Source organism: Amycolatopsis sp. NPDC023774, assembly GCF_040639695.1.
Lineage (GTDB): Bacteria > Actinomycetota > Actinomycetes > Mycobacteriales > Pseudonocardiaceae > Amycolatopsis.
On sequence record NZ_JBFAAJ010000009.1, the window covers coordinates 177,797 to 195,898 of the forward strand.

The following is an 18,102-nucleotide window of genomic DNA, read 5'->3' on the forward strand; positions in this document are numbered from 1 at the left end:
CGTGCGCCGACGGCACCGGATGAGCCTCGAGCCCGGCGCGTGGGAGTGCGCCGCGTCCACTCGGCTGCGGCCGCCGAAGCCGCTGGCGCCGGACCACGGCGGCGAGCGCTTCGGCAAGCAGGACCCGATCGCCTGCGAACGCTTCCGAGTGCCGATGCTCGTGATCGCCGGCGCCGAGGACCCCTGCGTGAGCCCGGGTACGCGGACGAGCGCGCATCCCCGACGCCCAGCTGCGCGGGTACGCCGAACGCGGCCACCTGTCCGACATCGAGCACGCGCAGTGGTTCGTGGCACACCTCCTGGCCTTCTTCGCGAGCCGGTCCCGCAAGCCCGAGTAACCGACCCGCCCATCCGCGAGCGCCGCCGAGCTGTCTTCGGCGGCGCTCTTCGGCGTGTTACGGCTCGCACATCGGGGTCGACCCGGCGATTGACGCCCGATCTCTGCGTCTGCTCTACTGTTCAGAGATTAGTTCTGCTCTACAGAGTTCGCGGTTTGAGGAGAGTCGACGATGACGGATCAGTCCGGCACCCTGTCCGACGTGCGGCGCGGGATGATCCCGGCGCACATCTACAACGACCGGGAGATCTTCGAGCTGGAGAGGGAGCGCGTCTTCGGCCGGGCGTGGCTGTTCGTGGCTCACGAGTCGGAGATCGCCAAGCCCGGCGACTACGTGGTGCGCCGTGTGCTGGACGACTCGTTCATCGTCACGCGCGACGAGAAGGGCGAGATCCGGGCGCACTTCAACATGTGTCTGCACCGCGGGATGCAGGTCTGCCGTGCGGAGATGGGCAACGCCTCGCACTTCCGCTGCCCCTACCACGGCTGGTCCTACCGCAACGACGGCCGGATCGTCGGGCTGCCGTTCCACCAGGAGGCCTACGGCGGTGAGGCCGGGTTCAAGCGCAAGGGCCAGCGGTTGCTGCCGGCGCCGAACCTCGACACCTACAACGGGATGATCTTCATCTCGCTCGACCCCGAAGCCCCGCCGCTGGTGGACTTCCTCGGCGACTTTCGCTTCTACCTGGACTTCTACACCAAGCAGAGCCCCAGCGGCATCGAGCTGCGCGGCCCACAGCGCTGGCGCGTCAAGGCCAACTGGAAGATCGGCGCGGAGAACTTCGCCGGCGACATGTACCACACGCCGCAGACGCACACGTCGGTCGTGGAGATCGGCCTGTTCCGCGAGCCGAAGGCGGAGAAGCGCAAGGACGGCGCCACTTACTGGGCCGGCAACGGCGGCGGGACCACCTACAAGCTGCCGCCGGGCGGGTTCGACGAGCGCACGCGGTACGTGGGCTACCCGCAGGAGATGGTCGACCGCATGAAGACCACGTTCTCCCAGGCCCAGCAGCAGGTGATCGGCGAGGACGGCTTCATGATCTCCGCCGCGTCGGTGTTCCCGAACCTGTCGTTCGTGCACAACTGGCCGCGCGTCGCGGATTCCGACGACGTGCTGCCGTTCATCTCCATCCGGCAGTGGCAGCCGATCAGCGAGAACGAGACCGAGGTGCTGTCCTGGTTCGCGGTCGACGCCGAGGCGCCCGCGGAGTACAAAGCCTTGTCCTACAAGGCTTACCTCATGTGCTTCGGCTCCACCGGCATGTTCGAGCAGGACGACGTCGAGAACTGGGTCTCGCTCACCAACACCGCCGCCGGCTCGATGGCGCGGCGCCTGAAGCTCAACAGCCGTATGGGGATCCTCGAAGACGACACCGAGGTCGTCCCCGCGCTCACCCCGGAGCAGTTCCACGGCCCGGGCGTCGCACACACCGGCTACGGCGAGTACAACCAGCGCGAGCTGCTCAACCGCTGGGCCGACTACCTCGAACAGCCGACGAAATCGGCCACGGCCCTCGAGGTCGGCGCGCCGGCCGAGACCGCCGAGGCGGTGCAGGCATGACCACCGAAACGCACTCCAGCCGGTCCGTCCTCGGCGCCCACGCGTCCCGCGTCCAGCGCACCGGCCGGCCGCTGCCGTTCGACGACGCCCGCCACCTCCAGGCGCACCAGTGGCTCGTCGACGAAGCGTGGCTGCTCGACGCCCAGGACTACGAGCAGTGGCTGACCACGCTCACCGAGGACATCCACTACCTCATGCCGGTGCGCGTGACCACCGCGCTCGGCGCGGGGTTCGACACCGCGCCGGGTATGGCGCACTTCGACGAGGACAAGTATTCGCTGTCGCGGCGCGTCGCGCGGTTCATGACCGAACACGCCTGGACCGAGGACCCGCCCTCACGGCTGCGCCACCACCTGTCCAACGTGCGCACCTTCGCGACCGAAGACGACAACCACCTCGTCGTCGAATCGGCGACGCTGCTGTTCCGCAGCCGCGGCGACGTGCTGTCCGGCTCGATCGTCTCGGCCGGCCGTGAGGACCTGCTGCGCCGCACGCCCGAGGGCTGGCAGCTCGCGCGGCGCACGATCCTCGTCGACGATTCGGTGATCCGCATGCAGAACCTGGCGATCTTCCTGTGAACCTCTCCTGGGAAGGCGAGGCCGAGGACGCCCGCGCGGCGGCCGCGGCTGCCGCCGAACACGACGAACTGGTCGCCCACACCACGGGCGAGGTGATCCGGCTCGGCAACGAGTTCGCCGAGATCCTGGTGCGGCGGGTCGACACGCGAAACGGCGCCCGGCTGCTGATCGAGTCGCCGAAGTCAGGCCAGTGGGTGTCGTTGTGCCCGCTGGAGCTGGAGGCGCTGACCTGGCAGAACACCGAGACGTTCTCCGCCATGATCGGCCACCCCTTCGGCCCGCTCGTGGCGGCCGAATCCACAGACTCGGGGGAGGCCTCGTGACCGGCTGGCTGGAGGGCCGCCGCGCGCTCGTCGTCGGCGCCGGTTCGGGCATCGGGCGGGCCGTGGTCGACGCGTTCCGCTCGGAAGGCGCCCGCGTCGCCGTGCTCGAACGCGACGCGGGCAAGGCGGCCGCCCTCGAAGCCGAGGTGCCGGACGTGCCCGTCACGGTCGGCGACGCCACCACGCGAGCGGCCAACGACACGGCGGTCGCCGCCGCCGTCACCGCGTTCGGCGGTCTCGACGTGCTCGTCAACTGCGTCGGTGTCTTCGACTTCTACCGCAGCATCGAGGACCTCGACGCCGACGTGCTCGACGACGCGTTCGACGAGATGTTCCGCACCAACGTCAAAAGCCACCTCCACTCGGTGAAGGCCGCGCTGCCGGAGCTGAAGCGCTCGGGTCACGGCGTGGTGCTGCTGACCGAGTCGACGTCGTCGTACTACCCGGGCCGCGGTGGCGTGCTGTACCTGTCGTCGAAGTTCGCGGTGCGCGGGCTCGTCACCGCGCTCGCGCACGATCTCGCGCCGGAGATCCGCGTGAACGCCGTCGCCCCTGGCGGAACCCTGGGCACCGACCTGCGCGGCCTGCCCAGCCTCGGCACCGCCGAACGCAGCCTCGGCGACGCGCCGCGGCGGGCCGAGGAACTCGCCGCCCGCGTGCCGCTGCACGTGGCGCTCAGCGGCGAGGACCACGCGTGGAGCTACGTGTTCCTCGCCTCCGACCGCGCTCGCGGCATCACCGGTCAGGCCGTCCACCCCGACGGCGGCATCGGCGTTTCCGCGCCCCGCAAACGATCCTGAACCCGAAACGGAAAGACCCGATGGCCAAGCTCACCGCCGACACCGACCTCTGCCAGGGATACGGCAACTGCCTCACCACCGCCGCCGACGTCTACGACATCGACGACGACGGCAAAGTCGTCCTGCTGACCGAAACCATCCCCGAGGCCGACCGCGCCCGCGTCGAAGCGGCCGCGCGCAGCTGCCCGGTCAAGGCACTGGGGGTGGTCGACGGATGAGCACGGTCGTGATTGTCGGTGCGTCGGTGGGTGGCGTCCGCACCGCGCAGGCGCTGCGGGCGCAGGGTCACGACGGCCGGATCGTCCTCGTCGGAGCCGAGCCGCACCTGCCCTACGACAAACCGCCGCTGTCCAAGCAGTTCCTCGCCGGTGCATGGGAACACGACCGGCTCGCGCTGCTCACGGAGGAGGAAGCCGCCGCCGACCGCATCGAGCTGCGGCTCGGCGTCGCCGCGACCGGCCTCGACCCGGTCGCGCGCACCGTCAAGCTGGCCGACGGGACCAACCTCGGCTACGACACCCTGGTGATCGCCAGCGGCGCCACCGCGCGGCCGTCGCCGTGGGCCGCCGAATCCGGGGTCCACGTGCTCCGGACCTTCACCGACGGCACGGGCCTGCGCGCCGCGCTCGCGGAACCGGGGCCGCTCGTGGTCGTCGGCGGCGGGTTCATCGGCGCTGAGGTCGCGGCCACCGCTCACGCCGCCGGCCGCGCGGTCACCGTCGTCGACCCGCTGCCCGCGCCGATCGCGCGCGTGCTCGGCGACGAGGTGGGCCGGCTGGTCGGCGACGTGCACCGGCGCCACGGCGTCGAGACGCGGTTCGGCACCGGCGTCAAGGCGGTGTCCGGCCGAGTGGGCGCGCTGGAGATCACGCTCACCGACGGGACGGTGCTGCCCGCGGGCACGGTGGTCGTCGGCATCGGCGCGGTGCCGGCGGTCGAGTGGCTCGCCGATTCGGGGCTGGAGCTGGACAACGGACTCGTGTGCGACGAGTTCTGCCGGGCCGCCGGGCACCCGGAGATCTTCGGCGTCGGCGACGTCGCCCGCTGGTTTCACGCCGGCCACGGCGAGCACGTGCGCGTCGAGCACTGGACCAACGCGGTCGAGCAGGCGGCGTGCGTGGCGCACAACGTCGTCCACCCCGAGGAGCCGGTGCAGTACCGGCCCACCGAATACGCGTGGAGCGACCAGTACGACTGGAAGATCCAGATCGCCGGACGGCCGAACCGAGCGACCGGCTTCGAGCTGGCGGGCGATCCCGCCGTCGACCCACCGCGGTTCGCGGCGCTCTACCGCGACGAAACCGGCCGGCTTTCCGCGGCCGTCACGGTGAACTGGCCGAAGCTGCTCGTCGCCGCGCGCCGGCTGATCACCGCCGGAACCCCCTACGAGGAAGGACTTTCCGTGCTGGACAAGCTGATCGCACCGGTGAGCGCGGCATGACCGAGTTCAAGCGGGAACGGCGGCTCGTCTCCGACGCCTGCCGCGTGCTCGCCGCCCGCGGGCTGGCGGAAGGGTTCCTCGGCCACGTTTCCCTGCGCATCGACGACGAACGTCTGCTCGTCCGCTGCCGCGGGAACCAGGAGCGGGGGCTGGCGTGGACGACACCCGAGGACATCCGGCTGGTCGACCTCGACGGCGCGGCCGCGGCGGCCGGCGAGCTCGACGGCTGGTCGGTCCCGAACGAGCTGCCCCTGCACACCGAGGTGCTGCGCACCGATCCCGAGGTGAAGGCCGTGGTGCACGCGCACCCGCCTTCGGTCGTCGCGGCGGACCTGGCGGGGCTCGCGATCCGGCCCATCGTGGGCGCCTACGACATTCCCGGCGCGAAGCTCGCGGCCGGCGGTGTGCCTGTGTACCCGCGTGGCGTCCTGGTCCGCAACCGCACGCTGGCGAAGGAAATGGTGGTGGCGATGGGCGGCCGGCCGGTTGTTCTGCTGCGCGGGCACGGCCTCACGAGCAGCGGTGGCTCGGTGCAGGAAGCGGTGCTGCGCGCGCTGTCCGTGGACACGCTCGCGCGGATGGCGCTGGACGTGGTGAGCGCCGGCGGCCGGCTCGCCGACCTGCCGCCGGAGGACTTGGCGGAGCTGCCCGACCTGGGGCCGGCCTTCAACGAGGGCGTGGCCTGGCGCCACGAGCTAGCCCGGCTCGGCTAATGCAGCAGCGGCGTGGCTTCGGCGACCGTCTCCTTGAGACGTTCGCCGATCTGCCGGACCTCGGCGCGCGACAACCGCCCGACCGGCAGCGAGACGTTCAGCGCGAGCCGTGCGGGGAGGTTCCCGGCGGGGAAGGCGACGGCGACCGACGCCACACCTTCCTCGCTCTCCTCGCTGCTGGTCGCGTATCCGTGCCGGCGGACGCTGTCGATCTCGAGCTCCAGCTCGCCGCGAGTGCTGATCGAGTTGGGGGTGAGGGTCTCCAGCTCCTCGTCCGGGTACATCCGGTGCAGGTCCTCGGTGGACAGCTCGGCGAGCAGCGCCTTGCCGGTCGAGGTGCAGTTGGCGGGCATCGCCTGGCCCAGCCGCGAGGCCACCCGGACCGCGCGCGGGCTTTCGATGGCCTCGATGAACCGCACGGTGGTGCCGTCGAGGATCGCGAGGTGCACGGTCTCGGCGAACTCGGTGTTGAGCTTCTCGAGGAACGGCCGCAGTGTCTCGCGCACGTCGAACCGCTGCAGGATCGCAAAGGCGACGGCCGTGAGCGAGGTGCCCGGCCGGTAGGTCTTCGTTCGCGCGTCCTGCCGGATGAAACCGCGGTACTGCAGCATCGCCAGCAGGCGGTGCGCGGTGGAGGAGGCGACGCCCAGGTACTCGGCGACGTCCGTCATCCGCAGCTCGGGGCGATCCCCCAGCAGCAGGAGAATCCGAAGCGCCTTGTCGACCGAGTCGATCGGGTACTGCGGTGCGGGCGAGTGCGCGTCGGAGGGGTCGAGAGCGGGCTTCTTCATAGCAGAATCGTACGGCAAGCGGCGAACCCGGCGGGTCCCGGTGATCGCCGCGCTGCGGGCGGTCCGTGCCGGGAACCCCTGCCCCGCAGTCAAGATCTCGAGAACAACTCGGCTTTGCGAGCTGCGGAAAACGCGGTCCGCAACCGTTTCGAAACGCTGGGAACGCACGGCGAACCTGTGCCTTGACCCGCTTGTCAACCTCTGTTAGACAGAGCCCACTTCTTCATCGCAGAAGACTGGTGAACCATGACCATTGCTGTTCAGTTCTCCCCACCGCCGAGACCGTCCCCGCCACGGCGCCGCCTCGGCGTCGTGTTCGCGGCTCTCGCACTCGCCACGGCCGGCTGCTCCGCCTCAGCCGCTTCGGACGCCTCCGCCTACACCCTGGGCCTCATCACCAGCCAGACCGGCACCGGCAGCCAGCTCGGCGTCGGCGAGCTGCAAGGCGCGCAGCTGGCGGTCGACCAGATCAACGCGCGCGGCGGCGTCAACGGCAAGCCCCTGCGGCTGCGCACCGCCGACGACCAGAGCAATCCCGCGCAGGCCGTGCTGCAGACGCGCAAGATGCTCGGCAGCGTCGACGCGCTCGTCGGGCCGTCGCTGTCGGGTCCGTGCCAGGCCGTGATCCCGCTGGCCTCCAGCGCGCAGCTGATCGACTACTGCCTTTCCCCCGGGGTGAAGCCGAAACCGGGCTCGTACCAATGGTCGGCCAGCGCGCCGACCGACACGCTCGCCGAGCGGCTGCTGGCGTACTGGAAGAGCCAGAGCATCACCCGTGTCGGGCTCATCTACACCACCGACGCGAGCGGCCTCGACGGCGCGCACGCGATCCAGTCGGCCGCCGCGCACACCGGCGTTTCCGTGGTGGGACAGGCCAGCTACAGCCCCACCGCCGTGTCGGTGACGTCGCAGCTGCAGGCCACCACCTCGGGCAAGCCGCAGGCGCTGGTGGTGTGGAGCAGCGGCGCGGCCGCGGGTGTCGCGTTCAAGGGCATCGACCAGATGGGACTCAAGCTTCCGGTCGCGACCACCGACGGCAACCTCACGTACGCGTTCCTGCGCCGCATCGCCGACTACACGCCGGACACGCTGCTCATCCCGGCGACGCGCGACTTCTGGTGGCAGCAGCAGAACACCAGCACCCAGGTGCAACAGCTGGAACGCGGCTACCACGACGAGTTCCGCGCCCGCTACGGCGCCGACCCCGACTTCGGTCCCGGCGTCGCCTACGACGGGGTGCTGCTCGTCGCGCAGGCACTGGAGAAGGCGCACGGCAACGTGGCCGGAGCCCGTGACGCACTGGAGAGCCTGCGTGGGGTCTCGGGTGTCGTCGGCACTTATTCGTTCGCCCGGGACAACCACCGCGGGATCGGCGCCGACGACGTCGGCATCGTGCGCGCGACCGGTGGCCGGCTGACCTTCGTGGGGAGATGAGCACGGCCATGTCCGGACTGATCCAGGTCCTCATCGGCGGCCTCGCCGACGGGGGCGTCTACGCGCTGATCGCGCTGGGCGTCTCGCTCGTCTACTCGATCAGCCGCATCATCAACCTCGCCCAGGGCGGGTTCGTGGTGCTCGCGGCGCTGCTGGCCGTGTCGATCCAGCAGTGGCTGGGGGTACCGCCGCTGGCCACCGTGGTGATCGTGGTGCCGCTCTTCGCGGTGCTCATGGCGGTGGTGGAGCGGCTGGTGATGGCGCCGGCCGCGGCCCGCGCGACGCCGGACCGGATGCTGCTGGTCACCGTCGGTCTGCTGCAGGCGATCGGTGGGCTGCTGCTGCTCGTGTGGGGCAACCTGCCGTACACGATGCAGCCCTTCAGCGGCGACACCGCGATCACGATCGGCGGTGTCCGCATCGTCTCGCAGTACCTGTGGATCATCGGCGCGCTCGTGGTGACGGTGGCCGCGCTGTGGTTCCTGGTGCAGCGCACGAGCCTCGGGCTGACGATGCGCGCCACGGCCAGCAACCCGGAAGCCGCGGCGCTGCAAGGGATCAACGTCGGGCGCATCCGGCTGATCGCGTTCAGCCTCGCCGGTGCGATGGCGGCGTTGGCCGGCACCACGGTGATCCCCGCGACGTTCCTGCAGTTCTCCACGGTGACCCCGTACGCGGTCGCCGGATTCATCGCGGCGGTCGCGGGTGGCCTCGGCAGCACGGCCGGTGCCGTGGTCGGCGGCCTCGTTCTCGGCCTGCTGCAAGGACTTTTCAGCCGCTACACCAGCGGTGACCTCGCGCAGGTGATCGCGATGGCCGTGCTCATCGTGCTCCTGCTCGTGCGACCGACCGGGCTGCTGGGCAAGACGAGCGAGGTGCGCCGATGACCACGAAGGAACAGACCACCCCTCCTCTCACAAGGACGCCTCAGCCTCGGTCGCAACGGGCACCGCAGCGGCTGGTCATCGCAGCCGTCGCGGTGGTCGTCGCCCTCGTGCTGCCGTTGCTGGTCCCGGGCTGGCTGGGCCTGCTCGTGATCGCCGGGATCTTCTTCCTCATCGTGCTCGGGCTCAACCTGCTCATGGGTTACGCGGGCCAGGTCTCGTTGGGACAGACGCTGTTCATGGCGATCGGTGGCTACGGCGCGGGCCTGCTCACGCTGCGCTGGCACTGGCCGACGCTGGTGGCGATGATCGTGATGGCCGTGGTGTCCGCGGCGGTGGCGGCCGGGCTGGGCACCGTGTTCCTGCGGCTGCGCGGCTACTACCTCGCGCTCGCGACGCTGGGGCTGGCCGTGATCACGGAGTCGCTCGCGTCCGGGCTCACCGGGTTCACCGGCGGGCCTTCGGGCCTGGTCGGCGTGCCGAGCCTGCGCCTGGGCACGTTCGACGTCTTCAGCGACCAGGCCAACTACTACCTGCTGCTCGTGGTGTGCGGGCTCGGCGCGTGGTTCGTCGGCAACCTGCAGCGTTCCCAGACCGGGCGCGCGCTGTCGGCCATCGCCGCCGACCCGGCCGCCGCGACGATGCTCGGCATCAACGCGGCCCGCTACAAGACCAGCGCGTTCGTGGTCTCGGCCGTTTACGCCTCGCTCGGCGGCAGCCTCTACGCGTTCTACCTGCGGTTCATCTCGCCCGAAGTCGTCGGGGTCACGGTGGCGCTGAGCATCGTGATCATGCTCGCGCTCGGTGGCGCGCGCACGATTGTCGGGCCGCTGCTGGGCGCGCTCGTGATCCAAGGGCTGCCGGAGGTGGGGCAGAGCTTCGCGTCCTGGTCGCCGTTCGTGGCCGGGGTCGTGCTCATCCTCGTGATCACCTACCTGCCGCGCGGGATCTGGGGCGCGGTCAAGAAAGCGGTGCAGCGATGACCACCGAGACCCCGCTGCTGGCCGTGCACGGCCTGACCCGCCGCTTCGGCGGCGTGACCGCGGTCGACGACGTGAGCTTCACCGTCGCCCCCGGCACCGTGCGCGCGATCATCGGCCCCAACGGTGCCGGCAAGACCACGCTGCTCGACCTCATGACCGGGTTCACCGCGCCCGACGCCGGCCGGGTCGAGTTCGCCGGGCGCGACATCACCGGCATCCGCCCACACCGGCTGCCCACGCTCGGCCTCGCACGCACCTTCCAGTCCGCGCGGCTGGTCGGCACGCTGACCGTGCGCGAGAACGTGATGCTCGGCGGCTACCGCTTCACCCGCGCGCGCTTCCTCTCCGACGGCCTGCGGCTGCCGCGCACCCGCCGCGAGGAACGCGCGCTCGGCCGCCGCGCCGACGAGCTGCTGGAGTTCCTGGAGCTCGGCGCGTTCGCCGACAGCCTCGCGGGCGAGCTGCCCGCCGGTGCCCAGCGGCTGGTCGAGGTCGCCCGCGGACTCGCGGGCGGACCGACGTTGCTGCTGCTGGACGAACCGGCGGCCGGGCTCGACGACACGGAGACCGGCGAGCTCGCGGCCGCGCTGCGGGCCGTGTGCGCGGGGGGTATCTCGCTGGTGGTGATCGAGCACAACATCGAGCTGGTCATGACCGTGAGCGACCACGTCACCGTCCTCGACGCCGGGCGCGTGATCGCCGACGACGTGCCCCAGCGCGTGCAGGCCGACCCGGCCGTGATCGAGGCCTACCTGGGAGTGAAGCCATGAAACTCACCGTCCGCGGCCTCGAGGCCCGCTACGGTTCCACCCGCGTGCTGCACGACGTGTCCTGTGAAGTCCCCGACGGCACGATGGTCGCGATGATCGGCGCCAACGGCGCGGGCAAGACCACGCTGCTCAAGTGCCTCGCCGGCCTGCACCGGCCGGCCGCGGGGGAGGTCACGCTGGGCGGCGAACCGGTCGCCGGGCTCGCCGCGCACGAGGTGGCGCGCCGCGGCGTGTGCCTTGTCCCGGCCGGGCGGCAGCTGTTCGGCGACCTCACCGTGGCCGAGAACCTGCAGGTCGGACTGCACGGCACCGGGGTGCGCGGCACCGGGGTGACCGAACGGCTGGAGCGGGCCTACGGCCTGTTCCCGATCCTGCGTGAGTTCGCCACCCGCCAGTCCGGGCTGCTGTCCGGCGGCCAGCAGCAGATGCTGGCCATCGCGCGTGCGCTCGTGCGGGAGCCGAAGGTGCTGTTGCTCGACGAACCGTCGCTGGGCATCGCGCCCTTGTTGGTCACCGAAATCCTCGGGGTGCTGCAGCAGCTCGCGCGCGACGGCGTGACGATTCTGCTCGCCGAGCAGAACGCCGCCGCCGCGCTCGGCATCGCCGACCACGGCGTGGTGATGGAGAACGGCACCATCACCCGCACCGACACCGCGGCGGCTCTGCTCGCCGACGACGACGTGAGCCGCCACTACCTAGGCACCGCCCGCGACGCCGTCTCCGTGGGGCACGCCCGTGCGCTGCCCGCCGGGTTGCGCGAACCGCTGGAGACTGCCTGAGACTGTCCACAGTAGAAGCTCAGGGAGGGGCGCCATGAAGATCGTGCTCGTCCACGGCGGGTGGCAGGGCGGCTGGGCGTGGGACGGCATGGCCGAACAGCTGCACGCCGCCGGCCACGACGTGTTCACCCCGACCCTGCTCGCCCACGAGGACGGCGCCGTCGACCGTTCCGGCGTCACGCTGACCACCATGGTCGAGGACCTGATCGATCGGATCGAGCGACCCGGATTCGACCGGTTCGTCCTGGTGGGCCCCAGCGGTGGCGGCCCGGTGATCCAGCTCGTCGCGCAACAGCGACCCGAACGCGTGGAGCGCACCGTGTTCGTGGACGCGTGGGTGCCGGCGGACGGTGAGTGCATCAACGACCTCCTGCCGGACGAGCTCGTCGGCGCGGTCACCGCACTGGCCGAGCAGAGCACCGACAACTCCGTCACCCTGCCGCCCGAGATGTTCCTGGGGGCGTTCATGCAGGACGCCGACGAAGCGCTGGCCGCGAGCGTCGCCGCGCGGATCGCGCCGAGCCCGCTGGGCTGGCTCACCGAGCCGGTCCGGCTGTCCCGGTTCTTCACCTCGGGCTTGCCCAGCAGCTACGTCTTCCTGCCGCAGGACCAGGCCGTGCCGAAGACGGCCTACGAGCGGTCCGCCACCCGACTGGCCGATGCGCGGATCGTCGAGTGTTCCGGCAGCCACGAGGCCATGCTCACGCACCCGGCCGAGATCGCGAAGGCGTTGCTGGAGGCCACCGCGTGAGGCACCGCACCGGTTTCCTGGCGCCGCTGTACTACGACGAGCTGCGGCCTGACCACGCCCCGGCGCGCAGCGTCGTCCTCGTGCACGGCGGCAGCGTGACCGGTGCGTGTTACCTGTCCACTCCGGACGGTCGCCCGGGCTGGGCCCAAGCCTTTGCCGAACACGGCTACCGGGTGCTGGTGCCGGACTGGCCCGGCACCGGGCGCAGTACGTCGCTGCCGCCCGACGAGGTCACGGGCGAGGTCGTCTGTGCGGCGCTGGGCGCGCTGCTCGAGGCGCAGGACGAGCCGGTGGTGCTGGTCGTGCACTCGATGTCGGGGCCGTTCGGGTTCCGCCTGCTGGCCACGCACGGGGACCGGATCGCCGCGCTGGTCGCGCTCGCGCCCGGTCCGCCCGGCGACATCCAGCCGGAGCCGACCGTGCTGGACGAGACCGAGGACGACGTCGAGATCCAGGGCCTGGCCCTTCGGTGGCGGCTGCCGAAGCGCGGCCTGTGGTGGCCGAACGACGCCTTCGCCCGGGCGAAGATGATCGGTGCCAGCACGCGGTTTCCGGCCGGCGCGGTGGCGACGTACAGCCGGCAGCTCGGCCCCATCCCCGCGGGGCTGCTGGCGCAGCGCCAGAACGTCCGCGGCAGCCAACTGCGGGGGAGCGGCCGCTTCGACGGCAAGCCCGTGCTGGTGCTCACCGGGGACCGGGACACCGACCACCCGCGCCCGGCCGACGGCGCCACCGCCGAATGGCTGACCGCTCACGGCGCCGAGGTCACGTACCGGTTCCTCGACGATCCGGAGCACACCGGCAACGGGCACATGCTGATGAGCGAGGACAACAGCGAAGTGCTGGCGGAGCTGGTCATCGGGTGGCTGGACCGGGTTTCCTGAGCACGCCCCGGTCGCACGCGTCCTCGGCCGGCAGGTCCGGCACGGCGTCCTCGACGGGCGCCGGCGGGAGACCGGTCGGCAGCAGGCGCAGGGCGGCCGGGAGATCGCCGGAGGACAAGCCGTTCCTGGCGTCGCCCATCAGCTGGTAGTCAGCCGGCCGGCGTGGTCCGCGACGCCGAGATCGGCTCGAGCAGCAGCCGCGTTGAGCGCCGCGGACACCGGGTCGGCCTCGGCGCCGGTCGGCCGGAAGCCGGGGCCGGGTTCGATGCGGGTGTCGCCGACCGCGACGAGCTCGCCGCACTTCGCGCACCGGCCGTCGTGGTCGAGCAGCGCGCCGTCCGCGTCGTGGCGCAGCGCGCGCTTCACCCCGGCCGGGTGAGGAGAAGTCGTCGCCCCAGCTGATGAGCGAGCGGGCGATCGGCCACAGGTCCACGCCGTTGTCGGTGAGAACGGGCTGTTGCAGGCGATCCTGCAGCTCCAATCCGGCGGGTTCGTCGCCGGTGGGCTGGACACCGAACACGGCGGGGCCGCCGCGCTCGCCCGCTCGGTGGGCGCGGTGGTCGTTTCCGCCGGCTGCCGGCTGCCGGCTGCCGGCTGCCGGCTGCCGGCTCGCGCCCGAGCACCCGTGCCTCGCCGCGCTCGACGACTGCTGTGCGGCGGTGGTGTGGCCGGCGGAGTCCGTCGGCGAGCTCGGGGCCGATCCGGTGCGGATCGCGGTGTGCGGGCAGAGCGCCGGCGGTGGTCTGGCCACGACGGTTGCGTTGCCCGCGCGGGACCGGGGCGGGCCGGCGTTGGTGTTCCAGGCGCTCGGGATTCCGGAACTGGCCGACCGGCTGCTGACCGAATCGATGCGGACCTGTGTGGACACTCCGGTCTGGCATCGGCGGAATGTCCAGCGGGGCTCGGCTTTCTCCCCGGTGGACCGGACGTGTCGCCGTATGCGGCGCCCGCGCGGGCGGACGGACCCGGCGGGCTTGCCGCCGGCCCACGTCACGGCGAGCCAGTTCGATCCGCTGCGCGACGAAGCCCTGCCGTACGCGCGCCGCCTGGCCCAGGCCAACGTCTCCGTGGAGCTGCACCTGTACCCAGGTACGTGCCACGGGGCCACGTTCGTCGCCACCGCCCAGGTCTCGCGGTGGTTGACGGCCGACTCGATCGGTGCGTTTCGCCGTGTCCTCTGAGCGGCGAGGGGTCCCTGAGGTTTGGCCGGCGAGTGGTGGCGGCGTCCGAAGACCTGCCCCGGCTGGGCGTCGGCGAGTGGTCCCCTGACCGCACCGAGCCAGTCCACTTGCGACAACCGGGAAAGGCTAAGCCCGCCGCGCCCGCTTGGCGCGGGCAATCTGTGCCTCGGTCTCTTCCAGGGTGACGTCGTGGCCGGCCGTGCAGCGCACGGCGGCGCGGAGCAGTTCACCGCAGCCGGCGTGCACCAGCTCGACGCCGCCGGCCGGACCCGCCAAAGTGGCGCCCCAGTTCATCATCGCGACCACTACGGGGAACAGCGAACGCCCCAGCTCGGTCAGCACGTACTCGTGGCGGGTGCGCGTCCCGGGCTCGCGGTAGGGCTGCTGGCGCAGCAAGCCGTCGTCGACAAGCTGCTTGAGCCGCTTCGCCGCAACCGCGTCGCTCAGGCCGGTGCGCCGGGTCAGCTCGTCGAAGCGCCGGCCCCCGTAGAACGCCTCGCGCAGCAGGATCATCGCCGACCGGGTGCCGACGAGCTCCAGCGCCCGCTCGATCTTGCACCAGCCTTCGGCAGTCCACGCGTCGCGGTCGACGAACCGGCCGACGCGCGTCACCACGGGACGGTCCGCCTCGGGCTCCTGTGTGTGTGCCATGACAGTCACTGTACCTGTCTAGCTCTGACCATAGTCAGGCTGCCAGCGTGCTGGCTATTCCGTTGGAAAGTCAGCCGGCGCCCGGCTTGGCGCTGTCTCCGTGCTGTGCGGGCCGGGGCCACCGCGGGCAACCTCAAGACCATCGTCGAGGAGACCGGAGTCAAGGTGTTCGGCGCGAGCTCGGAGCACTTCGGCACGACGGTCGACCTCGTCGCGAGCCCCTCGGTGCTCCGGCTCGTGGCCTTCGACTGCACCACCGAGCTCGACGGTCACCGCGACAGCGTCGCAGCCGCGAAGGCACGCCTTTCCGAAGCCGGCAGCGACGTCGTGCTCAACGTCCTGCCCGTCGTCGCCGAACGCGACTCCGCGCTCCCGGCCGCACCGCTTGACACCGCCGATCCCGCGGACGCCGATCCGCTAGCGATGCTCAGCTACACTTCGGGCAGCACCGGTACGCCCAAGGGCGCCACGCACTCCGAGCGCGTCTCCCTTGAGCTGTGGCGCGAGTTCATGCCCGGCCGTGAGAATCGCGCGCTCGTGCTCGGCTTCCAGCCGAGCCGCCACGTCGTCGGCCAGAGCGTGACGGCCAGCGCGCTGGGTTGCGGCGGCACCGTTCACCTTCTGGGCAAGAGTGACCTGTCCGCCGTGCTCGCGTGAAGACGGCGTTCGACGACCTGCCGTCCGAGACCTGGGCCCGCCTTGGCTCCCGCCGGACTCCGGTGCGGGCCGTGGAAAGCGCCGCCGCCGCGGATGAGACCCGTTTCGACCGGGCTCGCGTCAGCTCTCGTCCACCAGCGCGCGGAACTGTTCGACCACGCCGGCCCGCTCGTCCCGGTTCGCGCCGGCGGGGGTGATGGTGAGCGTGGTGACTCCGGCTTCCCGGTACGCGGCGATGCGCTCGCGGATGTGGCTTTCGGGGCCGATCAACGAGATCGAGCGGAGCAGCTCTTCCGGGACCGCCGCTTCCGCCTCCTGCTTCTTGCCGGCCAGGTAGAGGTCCTGGATCTTCTCCGCCTCGGCCTCGAAGCCGTAGCGGCGCACGAGGTCGTTGTAGAAGTTGCGGCCCTTCGCGCCCATGCCGCCGATGTACAGGGCGAGCGTCGGGCGCATCGCGTCCAGCATCGGCCGGGGGTCGTCGGTGATGCGGAAGACCGCCTGAGCCTCGATCTGCAGTGGGGCCAGGTCGTCGGCGCGCTTCGCGGCGCCGTCGGCCAGCGACTGGCCCCAGACGTCCTTCGCCTTCTCCGGCAGGAAGAAGAACGGCTGCCAGATGTCGGCGAGCTCCGCGGTCATGGCGACGTTCTGGGGCCCGATGGAGGCGATCAGGATCGGGATCCGGCTGCGCACCGGCGTGTTGATCAGCTTGAGCGGCTTGCCGAGGCCGGTGCCCTCGTCCTCGGGCAGCGGGATGCGATAGTGCTCGCCCTGGTGCACGACGCGTTCGCGCCGCCAGACCTGGCGGCAGATCTCGACGACCTCGCGGGTGCGCCCGAGCGGCGCCTTGTACGGCACGCCGTGGAACCCTTCGATCACCTGCGGTCCCGAAGCGCCGAGGCCGAGGATGAACCGGCCCTCGCTCACGTGGTCCAGGCCGGCGGCGGTCATCGCGACCAGCGAAGGTGTGCGCGTGTAGATCGGCAGGATCGCCGAGCCGATGCGGATGGTGCTCGTGAGCGCGGCGAGCGCGCCGAGTTGGCTCACCGCGTCGAACGTGTAGACCTCGGCCACGTAGGCGATGTCCGCGCCGGCGCGTTCGTACGCGACGACGTCGCCGGCCAGGTCGCGGAAGCTGCCTTTCGCGCTGTACTCGTTGTAGATGCCGACAAGCACGGCCCCGCCTGCTTTCCTGCTCCGGTGAAGTTGCTGCGTGCTCTCAGAGTTGCGCAATGCAACTCACTCGTCAACCACCGGGGTGACTTGGTTCGATCGGTGTGGCTCCGGAGTGATCGTCCCGTAGACTACACCTGACTGCGCAAAAGCCTAGCCAGATGGTGGGCATTTCTTCCGAAGGAGCACGTGCATGAAGCCAGCCCTCAACCGGCGCGTCGCGGTGACCGGGATCGGTGTCGTGTCGCCGGCCGGCATCGGCGTGAAGGAGTTCTGGGACGGGCTGTCGCGTCCGGCCGCCGCGGCGAACGTGCGGCGGCTCAGCGGCTTCGACCCGCGGCGCTGGATGTCGCACAAGGTGGCGCGCACGGCGGACCTCGCGACGCAGATGGCGGTCGCGGCCGCCGACGAGGCGCTGGCGGACGCGGGGCTGCTGACCGGCGAGATCGAGCCGACGGTGACCGTGCCGGACGCCGAACGCGCCGCCGTCTCGCTCGGTACGGGCATCGGTGGCGTGTCCACTCTGGAGTCGCAGGCCGCGGTCCTGGCCGCGCAGGGCGAGCGCAGGGTGTCGCCACACACCGTGCCCATGACGATGCCGAACGCCGGCGCCGCCGCGCTCAGCATCCGCTACGGCTTCCAGGGCAGCGCGTCGGTGATCACCACGGCCTGCGCGGCCGGCACCGACGCGATCGCCGCGGGCGCCAAGCTCATCGCCTCGGGCGCCGCCGACCTCGTGCTCGCGGGCGGCAGCGACTCGAGCCTCACGCCCGTGTGCGTGGCCGGGTTCACCAACATGCGCGCGCTCAGCCGCAGTGGGATCTCGCGTCCGTTCGATGTGGACAGAGACGGCCTCGCCGCGTCGGAAGCGGCCGGCATCCTCGTGCTCGAGCCGCTGGAGCTCGCTCTCGAACGCGGCGCGAGCATCTACTTGACCATCGACGGCACCGCCTCGACCGCCGACGCCTACCACGTCACCGCGCCCGCCCCGAACGGTGCCGGCGCCGAGCGCTGCATGCGGATGGCGATCGAGGACGCCGGCTACACGCCGCAGGACATCACCCACATCAACGCCCACGGCACCTCGACGGCCCTCAACGACGCTGCCGAGGCCCACGCCATCCGCCGCGTCTTCGGCGCCTCCCGGCCGCTGGTGACCAGCATCAAGGGTGCCACCGGGCACTCGTTCGGCTCGGCCGGCGCGGTGGAGGCCGTCGCCGTGGCGCTGACGATGGCGCACGAGCTGGTCCCGCCGACGCTCGGCCTGTCCACACAGGACCCAGCGCTGGACATCGACGTGCCCCGCGCGCCGACGCCGTGGACGCCGGGACCCGTGCTCTCCAACAGCTTCGGCTTCGGCGGGCACAACGGCAGCCTCGTGTTCTCGCCGGTCGCCTGACCGGTGCAAGGC

Annotated in this window: 22 protein-coding genes; 17 read left to right on the forward strand and 5 right to left on the reverse strand. The window is 71.4% G+C overall.

Annotated features, from left to right (window positions below; genetic code table 11):
* Positions 1 to 509: 509 nt before the first annotated feature.
* Genes AB0F91_RS21250 through AB0F91_RS21280 form a run of 7 tightly spaced genes read left to right on the forward strand, consistent with a single transcriptional unit; the run spans position 510 to position 5,756 of the window.
* Positions 510 to 1,901 (forward strand): Rieske 2Fe-2S domain-containing protein, encoded by a 1,392-nt coding sequence (locus AB0F91_RS21250; RefSeq protein ID WP_360599596.1) that lies wholly within the window; start codon positions 510 to 512, stop codon positions 1,899 to 1,901.
* On the forward strand, positions 1,898 to 2,479 hold the full coding sequence (locus AB0F91_RS21255; RefSeq protein WP_360599598.1) for a 3-phenylpropionate/cinnamic acid dioxygenase subunit beta: 582 nt from the start codon (positions 1,898 to 1,900) through the stop codon (positions 2,477 to 2,479). The genes AB0F91_RS21250 and AB0F91_RS21255 overlap by 4 nt, the downstream gene beginning before the upstream one ends.
* Entirely contained in the window at positions 2,476 to 2,802 is a 327-nt protein-coding gene (locus AB0F91_RS21260; RefSeq protein WP_360599601.1) for a hypothetical protein, read from the forward strand. Before AB0F91_RS21255 ends, AB0F91_RS21260 begins: the two co-directional genes overlap by 4 nt.
* A complete protein-coding gene (gene hcaB, locus AB0F91_RS21265) occupies positions 2,799 to 3,602 on the forward strand; it encodes a 3-(cis-5,6-dihydroxycyclohexa-1,3-dien-1-yl)propanoate dehydrogenase (RefSeq protein WP_360599603.1) in 804 nt (267 codons plus the stop codon). The genes AB0F91_RS21260 and hcaB overlap by 4 nt, the downstream gene beginning before the upstream one ends.
* A gap of 20 nt (positions 3,603 to 3,622) precedes the next feature.
* Positions 3,623 to 3,820, forward strand: coding sequence for a ferredoxin (locus tag AB0F91_RS21270; protein ID WP_360599605.1), 198 nt, complete (start codon positions 3,623 to 3,625; stop codon positions 3,818 to 3,820).
* Positions 3,817 to 5,043 (forward strand): FAD-dependent oxidoreductase, encoded by a 1,227-nt coding sequence (locus AB0F91_RS21275; RefSeq protein WP_360599607.1) that lies wholly within the window; start codon positions 3,817 to 3,819, stop codon positions 5,041 to 5,043. Before AB0F91_RS21270 ends, AB0F91_RS21275 begins: the two co-directional genes overlap by 4 nt.
* Entirely contained in the window at positions 5,040 to 5,756 is a 717-nt protein-coding gene (locus AB0F91_RS21280) for a class II aldolase/adducin family protein (RefSeq protein WP_360599609.1), read from the forward strand. Before AB0F91_RS21275 ends, AB0F91_RS21280 begins: the two co-directional genes overlap by 4 nt.
* On the opposite strand, the gene AB0F91_RS21285 is transcribed toward AB0F91_RS21280, so the two are convergent.
* On the reverse strand, positions 5,753 to 6,547 hold the full coding sequence (locus AB0F91_RS21285) for an IclR family transcriptional regulator (RefSeq protein WP_360599611.1): 795 nt from the start codon (positions 6,545 to 6,547) through the stop codon (positions 5,753 to 5,755). The two genes, AB0F91_RS21280 and AB0F91_RS21285, sit on opposite strands and share 4 nt — an antisense overlap.
* A gap of 246 nt (positions 6,548 to 6,793) precedes the next feature.
* Here AB0F91_RS21285 and AB0F91_RS21290 point away from each other — a divergent pair, with 246 nt between their 5' ends.
* The 7 genes from AB0F91_RS21290 to AB0F91_RS21320 are packed head-to-tail and all read left to right on the forward strand — an operon-like array spanning position 6,794 to position 13,032.
* Positions 6,794 to 7,981 carry an ABC transporter substrate-binding protein gene (locus tag AB0F91_RS21290; protein WP_360599613.1) on the forward strand — a complete coding sequence of 396 codons (1,188 nt, stop codon included), beginning with the start codon at positions 6,794 to 6,796 and terminating at the stop codon, positions 7,979 to 7,981.
* Positions 7,982 to 7,989: 8 nt separating this feature from the next.
* A complete protein-coding gene (locus AB0F91_RS21295; protein ID WP_360599616.1) occupies positions 7,990 to 8,868 on the forward strand; it encodes a branched-chain amino acid ABC transporter permease in 879 nt (292 codons plus the stop codon).
* The gene (locus tag AB0F91_RS21300) at positions 8,865 to 9,848 is read left to right on the forward strand and encodes a branched-chain amino acid ABC transporter permease (RefSeq protein ID WP_360599618.1); all 984 of its coding nucleotides are present in this window, start codon (positions 8,865 to 8,867) and stop codon (positions 9,846 to 9,848) included. The genes AB0F91_RS21295 and AB0F91_RS21300 overlap by 4 nt, the downstream gene beginning before the upstream one ends.
* Positions 9,845 to 10,618: an ABC transporter ATP-binding protein gene (locus AB0F91_RS21305; RefSeq protein WP_360599620.1), complete on the forward strand. Its 774-nt coding sequence runs from the start codon at positions 9,845 to 9,847 to the stop codon at positions 10,616 to 10,618. The genes AB0F91_RS21300 and AB0F91_RS21305 overlap by 4 nt, the downstream gene beginning before the upstream one ends.
* On the forward strand, positions 10,615 to 11,397 hold the full coding sequence (locus tag AB0F91_RS21310) for an ABC transporter ATP-binding protein (RefSeq protein ID WP_360599622.1): 783 nt from the start codon (positions 10,615 to 10,617) through the stop codon (positions 11,395 to 11,397). Before AB0F91_RS21305 ends, AB0F91_RS21310 begins: the two co-directional genes overlap by 4 nt.
* 34 nt (positions 11,398 to 11,431) lie before the next feature.
* Positions 11,432 to 12,148 carry an alpha/beta hydrolase gene (locus AB0F91_RS21315; protein ID WP_360599624.1) on the forward strand — a complete coding sequence of 239 codons (717 nt, stop codon included), beginning with the start codon at positions 11,432 to 11,434 and terminating at the stop codon, positions 12,146 to 12,148.
* Positions 12,145 to 13,032 carry an alpha/beta fold hydrolase gene (locus AB0F91_RS21320; protein ID WP_360599626.1) on the forward strand — a complete coding sequence of 296 codons (888 nt, stop codon included), beginning with the start codon at positions 12,145 to 12,147 and terminating at the stop codon, positions 13,030 to 13,032. The genes AB0F91_RS21315 and AB0F91_RS21320 overlap by 4 nt, the downstream gene beginning before the upstream one ends.
* Here AB0F91_RS21320 and AB0F91_RS21325 read toward each other — a convergent pair.
* Positions 13,004 to 13,171 carry a hypothetical protein gene (locus tag AB0F91_RS21325; RefSeq protein WP_360599629.1) on the reverse strand — a complete coding sequence of 56 codons (168 nt, stop codon included), beginning with the start codon at positions 13,169 to 13,171 and terminating at the stop codon, positions 13,004 to 13,006. The genes AB0F91_RS21320 and AB0F91_RS21325 overlap by 29 nt on opposite strands.
* Positions 13,171 to 13,398 carry a hypothetical protein gene (locus AB0F91_RS21330; protein WP_360599631.1) on the reverse strand — a complete coding sequence of 76 codons (228 nt, stop codon included), beginning with the start codon at positions 13,396 to 13,398 and terminating at the stop codon, positions 13,171 to 13,173. The genes AB0F91_RS21325 and AB0F91_RS21330 overlap by 1 nt, the downstream gene beginning before the upstream one ends.
* A 134-nt stretch (positions 13,399 to 13,532) precedes the next feature.
* Between AB0F91_RS21330 and AB0F91_RS21335 the strand changes: the two genes are divergently transcribed.
* Positions 13,533 to 14,213 carry an alpha/beta hydrolase fold domain-containing protein gene (locus AB0F91_RS21335; RefSeq protein ID WP_360599633.1) on the forward strand — a complete coding sequence of 227 codons (681 nt, stop codon included), beginning with the start codon at positions 13,533 to 13,535 and terminating at the stop codon, positions 14,211 to 14,213.
* A gap of 126 nt (positions 14,214 to 14,339) precedes the next feature.
* Here the strand turns inward: AB0F91_RS21335 and AB0F91_RS21340 are convergent, their stop codons facing one another.
* Complete coding sequence (locus tag AB0F91_RS21340; RefSeq protein ID WP_360599636.1) at positions 14,340 to 14,864, reverse strand: helix-turn-helix domain-containing protein; 525 nt, start codon at positions 14,862 to 14,864, stop codon at positions 14,340 to 14,342.
* A gap of 105 nt (positions 14,865 to 14,969) precedes the next feature.
* On the opposite strand from AB0F91_RS21340, the gene AB0F91_RS21345 reads away from it, so the two are divergent.
* Positions 14,970 to 15,521 carry an AMP-binding protein gene (locus tag AB0F91_RS21345; RefSeq protein WP_360599638.1) on the forward strand — a complete coding sequence of 184 codons (552 nt, stop codon included), beginning with the start codon at positions 14,970 to 14,972 and terminating at the stop codon, positions 15,519 to 15,521.
* A 120-nt stretch (positions 15,522 to 15,641) separates the two neighbouring features.
* Here the strand turns inward: AB0F91_RS21345 and AB0F91_RS21350 are convergent, their stop codons facing one another.
* On the reverse strand, positions 15,642 to 16,694 hold the full coding sequence (locus tag AB0F91_RS21350; protein WP_360599641.1) for an LLM class F420-dependent oxidoreductase: 1,053 nt from the start codon (positions 16,692 to 16,694) through the stop codon (positions 15,642 to 15,644).
* Between the two features lie 190 nt (positions 16,695 to 16,884).
* Between AB0F91_RS21350 and AB0F91_RS21355 the strand changes: the two genes are divergently transcribed.
* The gene (locus AB0F91_RS21355; protein WP_360599643.1) at positions 16,885 to 18,090 is read left to right on the forward strand and encodes a beta-ketoacyl-[acyl-carrier-protein] synthase family protein; all 1,206 of its coding nucleotides are present in this window, start codon (positions 16,885 to 16,887) and stop codon (positions 18,088 to 18,090) included.
* Positions 18,091 to 18,102: the final 12 nt, after the last annotated feature.